Below are 11,553 nucleotides of genomic sequence, written 5' to 3'. Positions count from 1 at the left end.
GAGAGAGAAGAGAGAAAAAGATATGTCGAAAAGATCTGTAAAGCAGTATGTAAGATACGCTTACCGTATCGGCCTGGGATTCCTCTTCCGCTTCCGGACGGAGTCCTGTGGGCCTTGGCTGCGCGTCTGCGGGAAAGTAACCCGCAGCGGGGCCAGTGGAACAACACTAAGAATTGGACGCAAGGTCATGCTGTTTCAGGATGTGGGTTTCTATCTGGATGCGCCGGGGGCGGAGATCTCCATTGGGGATTACACCTATGTGAACCGGCGGACAGAGATCATGTCCAAGGAGCGCGTCTCCATCGGCAGTCACTGCGCGATTTCCTGGGACGTGTCGATCATGGACACGGACTTTCATGCGATTGACGGCATGCCGTCAACGGCTCCGGTCAAGATCGGGGACCGCGTCTGGATCGGCTGTAAGGCGATAATCCTCAAGGGGGTTACGATTGGGGATGGGGCGGTTGTTGCAGCCGGCTCCGTTGTAACGAAAGATGTGCCGCCGGGCTGTGTGGTGGCGGGCTCGCCGGCCAAAGTGATCAAACCCATCGGCGGGTGGAAATAAATATAAAGCGTGGGATAACCGGTTTCCCGTGAAGCGCGCGATAGATCAGGATTCGTTTTCCTTTCGGTGTCTTGGGGGCAGATGGTGGACGTATGGATTGAGGCGGCGGTTTTTTTGCGGGATAGCTGTTTTTATCTTAATTTCTGGGCGTGCCGGCCGGCCGCTTCAGTCTAAGGAGAGGCATGTAATATGCTGTTTAACAGCTGGGAGTTTTTTGTACTCTTGCTCATAACTTTCGGGTTGTACTATATTCCTGCTCTGCAGAAGCTGCAGATCCCGATCTTGATTGCCGCCAGTTTGGTATTCTATGGATACCATCAGCCTGTATTACTGCTGCTGCTCATGCTCTCGATTCTCATTAACGCAGTCTCCAGTTACGGCGTGTTCTACGGGAGGAAGGAGCAAAGGCTTCTTTGGGCTTCACTCGGGGTTGTCGTCAATCTGGCGATCCTGGCTTTCTTCAAATACTCCAGTCTGGTGTATCAATCGCTGTTCGGGCATGAAGGCGATATCGCCCTTTGGTTATCGGGGCTGCCGCTTCCGCTCGGAATCTCCTTCTTCACCTTTCAAGGAATCAGCCTGGTGGTTGATGTTTACAGGGAAAAACAAAAGGGCGAGGGTCGCATCTCCATCGAGAAAAACTTTGGCAAGCATCTCTTTATCATTACCTTCTTTAAAGCGTTCTTCCCGCAGCTTGTGGCCGGGCCGATCGTCAAGGCCTATGACTTCCTGCCGCAGATCAAGCGCAAGCTGATGCGGGATATCCCTTGGGACAGCGCCTTTAAGCTGCTGACCATGGGCTATTTTCTGAAGATGGTCGTGGCGGACAATATGAAAGATCAGACCTTCTGGATCGCGTATCCGTATTTTCAGCTGGAATCGAGCGTGACGCTCGCAGCGATGCTGTTCGGCTATTCGATGCAGATCTTTGCGGATTTCGCGGGCTACTCACTGATTGCTCTCGGCCTGGCTGCGCTCTTCGGCTACCGCATGCCGCATAACTTCAATTTCCCGTATATCTCGACTTCTCTCGGGGAGTTCTGGAGACGCTGGCATATCTCGCTGTCCACCTGGCTGAAGGAATACTTGTATATTGCGCTCGGAGGCAACCGCAAAGGCAAAACCCGGACGTATATCAACCTGTTCCTCGTCATGGTGCTCGGCGGTCTCTGGCACGGGGCGGCTTGGAGCTACGCGATCTGGGGAGCCTGGCACGGTGGTGCGCTGGCGATTGAGCGGGCGGTGCAGACCTGGCTGAAGAAAAGAAAAACCAAAACGGCGGGACTCGGCACGATTCCGCCGGAGGTGGCCGGACGGATTGCCGCAACAAGCGAAGCGGCAGCCGAGAAGCATTGGAGCACGCCTTTCCTGAAGGGTTTGTATATGCTGTTGGTATTTACCTTTGTAACGATCGGATGGCTGCTCTTCAAGCTTCCGGAGTTTCATCATGTTATTCTCTATGTGAGTTCTATAGCAACCAACTTCCACCGGGGGATCGATTTCGGCAAGGTGCTGTATATCCTGATTTACTCCCTGCCGGTGATTGTGTACCATATGGTTTATTTGATCCGCCAAAGCAAAGGTCAGGCCTGGGGACGCAGGCTGGAGCCTCTGTTCTACGCAGTGATGCTGTTCTTCATTCTGTTAAATAGTGGGGATGCCGGTGAATTCATCTACTTCCAGTTCTAAGCTGATCGTGCAGTCGTTCGCTTCCTTTCTTGTCCTTACCGTGGGCTACGTTGCCTTTGTCGGTACGGGGGTCGTCCATGGAGGAAGCGGAACCAACCAATGGCAGAATAACGTCATTAAGGCGGAACGGTATCTGTATGCGGCAGAGCCTGTCAAATCTGTAGTCACAGGTTCCTCCATGGCTTACCGCCTGCTGCCCGAATATCTAGGTACGGACTATTCCAATATCGCTTTTGCAGGCGGCGGAGCCCTGACGGGCCTGCAGGTTATTCTGCAGAGCAAAGGGGCGCTTCCTTCCACCGTATTTGTCGAGATGAACGATACGCTGCTCCGGGGTCAGGATAAGGAATTCATCCAGAAGCTGACCTCACCGGTGCTGGGCGGGGCCAAGAGCACGTTCGCCGCCTTCCGGACCGAATATCAGCCCGTGATTCTTTTCAAGGAATGGATCAAGGGAGGATCGGGGAAGGAACCGGAGGCCGGAGGCCCTGTCGACCCTGACATTCTCGCTTCGGAGCTGGCCAGACACGCGGCAGACCATGCCAAGGCGCCTGACCCGAAGCAGCTGCAGGCCGTCACGGGCGAGCTGAAGCAGGCCGTTGATACGCTGCGTGCCAAGGGAGTGCAGGTGGTGCTGTTCGAGCCTCCTTCACACCGCAGCCTGCACGAGTCCGTCCGCTCCACGGCCCTGCGCAAGCATTGGGAAGCGGAGTTCCCCAAAGACCGTTATGATTGGGCACAGACGCCTAACCCGGATGAGTACGAGACGGGGGACGGCATTCATATGACCGGCGATTCGGCCCGGAAATATGCTGCTTTTCTAAAGGAACATTTAGGAAAAAAGATACAGAGTGGTTCTTGACTCGCTACATAGTGTATCATATAATGAGTCATACCTCCCTGATACAGCCCTTGAATGGTGTTGTTGTAGGACTTAGGTCCATTATGGGCTGAGGAGAGACGGCTGCTGTTTCGCTTGGATACTCCTGGGGTATTGTACTATTATGATGTTGCCCCCAAGTAGGACTAACTCTGGTAAGACCGCATACAGTTTAAATAGCAAGACTTTCCGCAACCTACTCCTACCCGGCAAGCAGGATCAACGAGAACAGCGAAGTGAAAGGGGCTGCACCATGAAGAAGTATTCCAATCGCCTTTATACGGTCCTATTATTACTCATTCTTCAATTTGCCACGGTTTTCAGCACAAGTACCGCTTGGGCTGAAGGGGATTGGGAGAAGAAAGCATCGATGAGCCATGCGAGGTACGGGCAGGGAGTGGAACGACTGGGGAATTTGATCTATTCGGTTGGCGGGGAAGACGATTCGGAGAGAGGCTATACCGCGACTGTAGAAGCATATGACCCGGCGAGCAACCAGTGGTTGAAGAAGGCCGATCTTCCACAGCCGGGAGTGCATCTCAAGACGGCGGTATATCATGAACTTTTGTATGTAATTGCAGGATACGAGCCCCTTACTGGGACACCGATTCCGGTTCAATACTACGATCCGGGCAAGGACCAATGGACCATACTGCCCGATGTGGTGCTTGATATTTATGAGCCTGCCGTGACGGTATGGAAGGGGCAGGTCCTGATCTCAGGAGGCTACCATAATTCCGGCGTTACGCTGGATACGGTCTTCACGTTCGATCCGGGGACAGGCAAGCGGGAGAAGGTGGCAGCTATGCCGGCCCCAAGGTTCGGGCACACGGCAGCCATTGTGAACGACAGGTTGATGATTGCCGGCGGTGCACCTAATGCATACGGGGCCGTCAGGCCGATGAGCTCGGTGATCTCCTATGACTTCACAGCTCAGACATGGAGCACGAGCGCGTCGATGGCCACGCCGAGAATGCATGCAGCCTCCGTAGTGATCGGCGGCCAGTGGTTCGTTCTGGGAGGCGGCCGGCAGGAAGTACTGGGCGATGTGTACGTGCCGGAGGTGAACGGATGGAGTCCTGTTCCGGCATCGGAGCTCGGCAACCGGAACCAGCCCGGGGTGATTTCCTTAGGGGAATCTTCCCTGGTACTGATCGGCGGTTACAGGGATGTTCCGCTGTCGGCGGTGGAATCCATCACATGGCCGGCCCGTTAATTGAAGAATTCAGCAAACCAAAGCGAAGGTGCCTGGACCCAGGAGCCTTCGCCTTTTTTATATGTTAGGGAAAGTGTATGTTCAGGATATTCAGCCTAACAATATCGTTCCGAAGAACTGTACGGAGAATTCGACTACAGTTCCGGTGGATGAGGGACGGTAAGCCTGCACCTGTAAGAAGGATCCTCTCATCTTGGGGGTCACCAGATCGATCGCTCCGACGTAATCCTGTCTGATCTTGGTAATCGTCAGGGCAGTACCGTTCCAGACCACCCGGTACAGGTCCGTCTTGCTGAGGGGGCCCTGCTTGGCAACGATGTAAAGCAGACCTTCGGCCGCTTTGCCGAGGGAGAGTGCGTCTACCCAGGGCGTGTAGCTTCCATTTACCACAGCCGTTACATAATTGTTTTGATCCCTCATGGGGACAGGGATTCTAGGCGGCGCCGTCTCAAAAAAGACCGGTCCCAAGTTATTGCTGTAGAGACTGTTGCCGGAGAATTCACTGAGAAATCCGCCGTTCACCAGCTGGATGCCGTACGCGGCGTTGTTGCGGAAGGTATTATTGAGCACTTTGAGTCCGATGGGCTGGCCGGCGATGCTCAGTCCGCTGCCTCCGTTGCGGTTGACGATATTGTCCGCAACATGAAAATCGCTGAACGTATCCCCGGTGATCCGGATTCCGCCGCTGCTGCATTCCGTAATCAGATTGCTCGTCACCACGACTTCATTCACTTGTTCATTCGCGCTGAAGTCGAGGTGAATCCCATAATCGCCGCATTTGCGAAAGGTGTTGCTGCTTATCGTCAGATAATCGCTGTGAATCACATAAATCCCGGAGTTCGTGGCCAGGTCGGGATTGCTTCCAATATCATGGATCGTATTGCCGGTGATGTTGATGTGGGAGGCGTTGTCTTCAATATGGATGCCCTGCTGGCGGCAGTTGGCAATGATGTTGCCCGTGATGGAGATATAGGTTCCGCCGGCAATACCGATTCCGAAGCCGGCGTTGACAGTGGAGGAGAGTTCAGGGGGACAGGAGATGTAGTTTCCGTGGATCGAGATATTGTAGGCCGCATCGAACGGTTCGCGGTTGACGCCCATCATTTGAATGGGACTGTTGATTTCGATCGCATCACCGCTGATATTGACAAAATGGTTGTTCATAATGCGCAGGTCCGTCAAGTCGTTCGCATTAAGATTTGTAAGAATACCATAGATGACCCCATCAAACCGGCAGTCCGTAACCGAAACATGTTGAATGCCGGGTCTGTCTAGATACACGGCTTGTGCGGTTGCCCCGGTGAACGTGCACTTGCTGATCCGGGTATGCATGGTATTGGCAGCCCAGAAGATGCCAATCCCTACTTGAGGCGTATCATACCGGACGGTCAGCTCTTCCACGGCGGTATGGTTGCCGTTAATCTGAAGAATCGTAACGTTAGCCGGGTTGCTGTTGAAAATAACCGTTCCGGGTCCGGCACCGCGTACGATGGTGTTTGATCCAATTGCCAGGACTCCTGAAATCTTATACGCGCCTTGGGGCAAATATACAATTCCGCCGCCGCTGGCTTCCACCGCGCGCAGAGCTCTATTGATAGCGGATGTATCGTCGCGATTTCCGTCTCCCAAGGCACCATATTTAGGGTCCCGAACATTCTCTACCGTATAGTCCATATGCAATCACCTCCCTAATTTCAAATTACTATTCATAGTATGCAAAAATTAACCTAAAGTGATTGAGCATATGCTCCGATAGTAAATACTATACGATGAAGGGACTACCATATGTTGGGTGGGATAATAAAGTGAAAAACGATAACCAGAAGCTGACCAGAAGAGCAATCCTCAGCATGATCGGACTTGGCGGGCTCTCCCTGGCAACAAGCAAATGGCTTGCTCCCGTTCCGGCAGCCGCAAGCGCTGCTGTAGAAGATGATGTTTATAACGTGATGAAATACGGTGCGGCCGGGAACGGTACGACGAACGACCAGCCGGCCATTCAGAAGGCCATCGAGGCATGCAAGAAGGCGGGCGGGGGAACGGTGTATCTTCCTGCCGGCACTTATCTGATCTCCTCGCGGCTGTTCGTCGGCAGCAATACGGTGCTGAAGGGCAATGCCAAACTGGTCAAGCCGGACAACAGTGAAGTGGGCATGATCAGCATCGACGGCAGCAATGTGTCGGTGGAGGAGCTTTGGCTCGAGAACCTGAACCAGAATGCCGGCTACAATATCAATCTGGCCCGCAATGCCAAGCACATTGAGATCCGTTCCTGCAAATTTACGGGTGTGAAAACCCAGGCCATCGACATGAACGCCAAGGGGATCAAGCATATCCTGATTCAGGACTGCATCTTCGAAGCGGTAACCTATGGGGTGCTCACGAACTATAATGCCGACGATCTCGAAGATTTGAAGATTATCGGCAACCGGTTTATTGATATTTACGGTGATGCGATCGAAATCAACAGTCCGATTTCCGGAACCAAGAAGTCTGCTTATGAAGCTGCAAGCAATATCATCATCTCCAATAACTTTATCTCCGTGCCTGTGGGGAAAGGGACAGGGGATACGGCAGGGTTCGGGATCGGACTGGCAGGTGCTAGCCGGGTGTCCGTTATGCTCCCGCTCTGCCGTGTAATACGCACAAAGCTGCTTCTGGCCGTTCCCGTCCTCCCTCACGATAACCACCGTCATCCGGACGCCGGGAATCCGCGAGAGAGCGTGCTCGATTTCGCCCGGCTCGATCCGGTAGCCGCGGATTTTGACCTGATCGTCGGTCCGGCCCAGGAATTCGATGCGCCCGTCCGGCAGCCTGCGGGCGCGGTCGCCTGTACGGTACAGCCGCATGCCGGGGAGGTCGGGATGCTCCGTGAATTTTTCCGCCGTAAGCTCAGGCTGGTTGAGATAGCCCCGCGCGAGCCCCGCTCCGGCCAGGTACAATTCGCCTGCCGCTCCGACAGGCTGCAGCTGCCGGTGCTCATTCAGGATGCAGACCGCCATACCGCGGACCGGCCGTCCCAGGGTCACACGTTCACCCGGCAGGCAGCGGCTCACAAGCACGTCCACCGAGGCTTCCGTCGGCCCGTAATGGTTGTAGAGCTCGTAGCCTTTGGCCAGCAGTGCATCCTTCAGTCCCTCCTCGAGCCTCTCCCCTCCGCAGATCAGTGCCTGCAGCGGTTCGACACGCTCCACGTCCGCGAGCAGTTCGCCCATCAGCATCGGGGTCGTATTAAGCAGCTTGATGCCATGCCTGCGGATATAATCACGGAACACCGGACCGTTCAGCATCGTTTCCTTGCGGATGATGTGCAGCCGGGCTCCGTACAGCAGCGTGCCGAAGATTTGCTCGAGGCTCGGGTCAAAGGTGTATTCGGTGGTCAGCATGACGGACGGGGACAGATAAGGCTCGTAGGTGTCATGGAACCAGGTGATCGTATTCAGGATGCTCCGGTGCTCGATCTGTACGCCCTTCGGTGTTCCCGTCGTGCCGGAGGTGTAGAGAAGGTAAGCGAGATCGCGGGATCCGCCTGCCGGGTCCGGGCCCGCGGCTGCCGGGGCGCAAGCAGCGGCGCCGTCCAGCAGAACCGTGTGCAGTGCGGGCGGCACCCGGTCCTTCAGACTCTGCTGAATGACTACGGCTTCCGCCCCTGCATCCTCCAGCATATAGCGGATGCGCTCCGGCGGCAGCTCCGTTCCGACCGGGACGTAGGCCGCACCGGATTTGAGGATCCCCAGGATGCCGGCGTCATTGCCGCGCCGCCGGGCGTTCTATACCGAGACGGTTGGGCCGGAAGCTGCGGCCGAATAATTCTTAAGGCCCCGGGCGCAAAACCAAGCAAGCCGGCCCTGCTCTTCCACATGGCAGAGTAATGAACGGTTCCTTTGCGAAAAAAAACACACATGCCAAAGAGATCTGATCCGGTTGTTCAGGGTCAGATCGATCTTTCGGCTCTTACGAAGGCGATGAATCTCTTGGCTTCCTGTACCGTCAGCTTCTTGCCATCTATGGTTAAGGAGAACGTGCCGATGATCTTCTCGTCGGACAATTCCAGACTGTCGACAAAATCCCGTACTTCCGGGTCGAGCACACTGTGCGGGTCTTCCGTTCTGCCCATCAGGTAGTCCATGGAAACTTTGAAGTGGTCTGCAATCCTCACGATGGTTTCATAGTCGGGCTCCCGCCGGTTCTTCTCATAATGCGAGAGGGAAGCGCGCGAGATCTCCAGCTTCCTGGACAGGTCCTCCTGCGTTAAGCCATGCTTCTCTCTGAGAAGAGCGATCTTGTCCCCAATTCTGATCATGCTACTGTTCCCTCCGTCAAGTTGCCGCTGCTTTAGCACTGCATGATAATGTCGAATCTTGTTGAATCATTAGATATGATTATACAGTACGTATCATGGTTTGTGAAGAAGGAGATTACAAAATTTACAATAAGGTCAGACGACCATGAAATCATAAAATTTTCTAAACAAAGATACAGAATGTATCCAAATATGATACAATTAGTATGTATCCGGCACCTTATTGCTAGAGATAAGGATATTTTCATTCATAGGGAGGAATCATCAAATGATAGGAGCTCGCATTCAAAAACTAAGACACCAAAAACGCATGTCGCTGACGGAATTAGCCGCACGCGCCGGTGTAGCCAAGTCCTACCTAAGCTCCATTGAGCGAGATCTGCAGTCGAATCCTTCGATTCAATTCCTTCGCAAGCTTGCGCCGGTACTTGGAGTCAACGTTCAGACCCTGATCCTTCATGACCCGGGCGAGAAGCAGGAACAGCTCGATCAGGAATGGGTGCAAATTATACAGGAATTCAACGAGCTGGGGCTCAGCAAGGATTCCCTCCGCAAGATCGTTCGACAATTGAAGACACGGCAAGCCGTGACATATGAACAAGCAAGATAGGGGAATAAGGAATTTACCCCCTATTTTTGCTTCTATGGTCGCATTTTTGCGTGGATTTAAATAGAAGAAGGCTCCGCCAAAATTGGCTATTTCAGATCATCAAAATTATGGGAATATCGGATAAAATAGGTGACGAGAGTCAGATTTGATGACATCTGTATAAGAACCCGAAGAAAGTGGGGCCATCATGGAAACAAGCATTCCGTTGGATATTATCCACACCCTGCGCCAGCTGGGCATCAGCACAGCCAAGGCGCTGGAGTTTATCACACCTGAAACGGCAGTTTCCCCGGCCGCTTCCTCCGACCTGAAAGACGGGACCGCCCGCGCCGGCGACGCGGAATAATCCGGTGGTTGTCCTCCGGTTGTTCACCCCCGATCTCCCCCGCACAGGAACCACCATTATTCCACAGAACTCAAAGAAAAGCTGCTCACAGGTTCATACATCGGCCGGGCTCCCAGGCGGCTTTGGTACAAGACCAACCGATCGGCCTGCCACGGAATCAGACATGCTTCCGGCAGCGGGTGACGGCTTAGCTCCGTCTGGTCCCAGCCGGCTTGTCCCTGATACGTTCTCGCCACGGTGACATGAGGCTTGAACTTTCTTTCTTCTGCCTGAAAACCCACATCCGTCATTGCGCCCTCCACCTGCTTCTGAAGGAAGCGCAGCTCCTCCAGTGAACCGTCCAAACCTACCCATAAGATGGAAGGGGACGAGGCCCGTCCGAAGGTTCCGCTGTGTCCAAGCTGAAGCCGGAACGATCTTGAGCGTGCCGCAGCGGTCTCCAGCGCTTTCTCAATAGATGGTGTCCTTGCGCCTTCCACCTCCCCCAGGAATTGAAGGGTGATATGCAGATCCTGCGGATGCACCCACTTGCGGAACGGAACCGAGTTCTTAACCCCGCTGATCCATCCCCCCAAACTTTCTTTGAGATAGTCCGGCAGCGGCACGGCTGCGAACAGCCGGAGCGTTGAATTCATAGTGCCTTCCTCCTCCTGTTCAAGAAACTTACACTTGATGTAACGCGCCAACCTTTGCTATCATAGCCATATCATATGAAAAGCGAGGGTGTTTTAATCGTGACTAGGCGCGCTTATAATTTCAATGCAGGTCCGGCCGCGCTTCCACTGGAAGTGCTGCAGCAAGCACAAGAGACATTCGTTGACTACAACGGGATCGGCATGTCTCTGATGGAGATCTCCCACCGCAGCAAAGAATACGAAGCGCTGAATGCGGAAACGGCATCCCTCCTGCTTGAATTGCTCGGAATCCAATCAGGGTATCAGGTGCTCTTCCTCGGCGGAGGGGCGAGCATGCAGTTTGCCCAGATCCCACTGAACTTCCTGAAGCCGGGTACGGTAGGAAGCTACATTATTACCGGCAGCTTCTCGGAGAAGGCGTATCAGGAAGCACAAATCGTAGGTGAAGCCTCTATTGCGGCTTCGAATAAGGAAGGCAAGTGGAGAAGCCTGCCGAAAGCAAGCGAGATCGTCATCGATCCGAAGTCTTCTTACGTGCACATGACGACGAACAATACGATCGAAGGCTCGCAGTGGTCGGACATTCCGGATACCGGCGGCATTCCGCTCATCGGCGACATGACCAGCGGCATTCTCAGCCGTCCGATCGATGCCAGCAAGTTCGGCATGATCTATGCCGGCGCCCAGAAGAACCTGGGTCCTTCGGGGGTTACGGTAGCCGTGATCCGCGACGATCTCCTTGCGGAAGAGCCGAAGCACCTTCCGGTGATGCTGCGTTATACGACGCACGCGAAGAACCAATCGCTCTATAACACCCCGCCGGTACACTCCATCTACATGGTGAATCTGGTCCTGAAATGGGTGAAGGAGCAGGGCGGCGTGGAAGCGATGGAGAAGCGCAACGTGGAGAAGTCCAAGCTTCTTTATGATGTCATCGATGCATCGGGCGGCTTCTACAGCGGCAACATTGATGCGGACAGCCGTTCCATCATGAATGTGACGTTCCGTCTGCCTAGCGAAGAGCTCGAGAAGCAGTTCGTGAAGGAGTCCAAGGATCACAACTTTGTGGGTCTTGCCGGACACCGCAGCGTGGGCGGCATTCGGGCATCGGCGTATAACGCTGTTCCTCACGAGGCCTGCCAGGCGCTTGCCGAGTTCATGAAGGACTTCCAGCAGCGCAACAGCTAAGAACCATGCAGTCTTTCTGCAGGACCTGTCGTACGGGGCTGCGGAAAGGCTGTTTTTGTTAACCTCAGGAAACCCAACCTCCATATCTCATTGGACAACTCCTAACCCGTGCGAACCATGC

The 11,553-nt window shown here is 54.2% G+C and carries 10 protein-coding genes and 2 pseudogenes; 8 read left to right on the top strand and 4 right to left on the bottom strand.

Annotated features, from left to right (window positions below; translation table 11 throughout):
• The first annotated feature begins 22 nt into the window (after positions 1–22).
• The 4 genes from PM3016_RS40970 to PM3016_RS30990 all read left to right on the top strand — a co-directional run bounded on the left by PM3016_RS40970 (position 23) and on the right by PM3016_RS30990 (position 4,350).
• Positions 23–565, top strand: a complete 543-nt coding sequence (locus PM3016_RS40970; RefSeq protein WP_014372129.1) for an acyltransferase — start codon at positions 23–25, stop codon at positions 563–565.
• A 222-nt stretch (positions 566–787) separates the two neighbouring features.
• Entirely contained in the window at positions 788–2,254 is a 1,467-nt protein-coding gene (locus tag PM3016_RS31000) for an MBOAT family O-acyltransferase (RefSeq protein ID WP_236628574.1), read from the top strand.
• Positions 2,229–3,116 (top strand): hypothetical protein, encoded by an 888-nt coding sequence (locus PM3016_RS30995; protein WP_014372128.1) that lies wholly within the window; start codon positions 2,229–2,231, stop codon positions 3,114–3,116. Before PM3016_RS31000 ends, PM3016_RS30995 begins: the two co-directional genes overlap by 26 nt.
• A gap of 271 nt (positions 3,117–3,387) precedes the next feature.
• Entirely contained in the window at positions 3,388–4,350 is a 963-nt protein-coding gene (locus tag PM3016_RS30990) for a Kelch repeat-containing protein (RefSeq protein WP_014372127.1), read from the top strand.
• Between the two features lie 90 nt (positions 4,351–4,440).
• On the opposite strand, the gene PM3016_RS30985 is transcribed toward PM3016_RS30990, so the two are convergent.
• Entirely contained in the window at positions 4,441–6,024 is a 1,584-nt protein-coding gene (locus PM3016_RS30985) for a right-handed parallel beta-helix repeat-containing protein (RefSeq protein ID WP_013920380.1), read from the bottom strand.
• Between the two features lie 95 nt (positions 6,025–6,119).
• Between PM3016_RS30985 and PM3016_RS41525 the strand changes: the two are divergent.
• Positions 6,120–6,728: pseudogene (locus PM3016_RS41525) on the top strand (glycosyl hydrolase family 28-related protein); the annotation flags it as partial.
• Between the two features lie 366 nt (positions 6,729–7,094).
• Here PM3016_RS41525 and PM3016_RS41520 read toward each other — a convergent pair.
• Together PM3016_RS41520 and PM3016_RS30975 are read right to left on the bottom strand one after the other, a co-directional pair.
• Positions 7,095–8,039, bottom strand: a pseudogene (locus PM3016_RS41520) (AMP-binding protein); the annotation flags it as partial.
• A gap of 245 nt (positions 8,040–8,284) precedes the next feature.
• On the bottom strand, positions 8,285–8,653 hold the full coding sequence (locus tag PM3016_RS30975) for a helix-turn-helix domain-containing protein (protein ID WP_013920373.1): 369 nt from the start codon (positions 8,651–8,653) through the stop codon (positions 8,285–8,287).
• A gap of 268 nt (positions 8,654–8,921) precedes the next feature.
• On the opposite strand from PM3016_RS30975, the gene PM3016_RS30970 reads away from it, so the two are divergent.
• Both PM3016_RS30970 and PM3016_RS38965 read left to right on the top strand, forming a co-directional pair.
• Entirely contained in the window at positions 8,922–9,263 is a 342-nt protein-coding gene (locus PM3016_RS30970) for an XRE family transcriptional regulator (RefSeq protein ID WP_013920371.1), read from the top strand.
• Positions 9,264–9,450: 187 nt separating this feature from the next.
• Complete coding sequence (locus PM3016_RS38965; RefSeq protein WP_013920370.1) at positions 9,451–9,609, top strand: hypothetical protein; 159 nt, start codon at positions 9,451–9,453, stop codon at positions 9,607–9,609.
• Between the two features lie 56 nt (positions 9,610–9,665).
• Here the strand turns inward: PM3016_RS38965 and thpR are convergent, their stop codons facing one another.
• Entirely contained in the window at positions 9,666–10,244 is a 579-nt protein-coding gene (gene thpR, locus PM3016_RS30965) for an RNA 2',3'-cyclic phosphodiesterase (protein ID WP_014372125.1), read from the bottom strand.
• Between the two features lie 99 nt (positions 10,245–10,343).
• Between thpR and serC the strand changes: the two genes are divergently transcribed.
• Positions 10,344–11,432 (top strand): 3-phosphoserine/phosphohydroxythreonine transaminase, encoded by a 1,089-nt coding sequence (gene serC, locus PM3016_RS30960; RefSeq protein ID WP_014372124.1) that lies wholly within the window; start codon positions 10,344–10,346, stop codon positions 11,430–11,432.
• The last annotated feature ends 121 nt before the right edge of the window (positions 11,433–11,553 follow it).

Origin of the sequence: Paenibacillus mucilaginosus 3016, assembly GCF_000250655.1 — a bacterium.
Classification (GTDB): Bacteria; Bacillota; Bacilli; order Paenibacillales; family NBRC-103111; genus Paenibacillus_G; species Paenibacillus_G mucilaginosus.
Note: the sequence above shows the minus strand (reverse complement) of the source record. Positions and strands in the feature narration are given on the sequence as shown.

What these genes read in the sequence shown, in the direction of transcription:
- thpR (WP_014372125.1), bottom strand. Translation starts at nt 10,244, where the DNA reads ATGAATTCAACGCTCCGGCTGTTCGCAGCCGTGCCGCTGCCGGACTAT.
- PM3016_RS40970 (WP_014372129.1), top strand. Translation starts at nt 23, where the DNA reads ATGTCGAAAAGATCTGTAAAGCAGTATGTAAGATACGCTTACCGTATC.
- PM3016_RS38965 (WP_013920370.1), top strand. Translation starts at nt 9,451, where the DNA reads ATGGAAACAAGCATTCCGTTGGATATTATCCACACCCTGCGCCAGCTG.
- PM3016_RS30975 (WP_013920373.1), bottom strand. Translation starts at nt 8,653, where the DNA reads ATGATCAGAATTGGGGACAAGATCGCTCTTCTCAGAGAGAAGCATGGC.
- PM3016_RS30990 (WP_014372127.1), top strand. Translation starts at nt 3,388, where the DNA reads ATGAAGAAGTATTCCAATCGCCTTTATACGGTCCTATTATTACTCATT.
- PM3016_RS30970 (WP_013920371.1), top strand. Translation starts at nt 8,922, where the DNA reads ATGATAGGAGCTCGCATTCAAAAACTAAGACACCAAAAACGCATGTCG.
- PM3016_RS30985 (WP_013920380.1), bottom strand. Translation starts at nt 6,024, where the DNA reads ATGGACTATACGGTAGAGAATGTTCGGGACCCTAAATATGGTGCCTTG.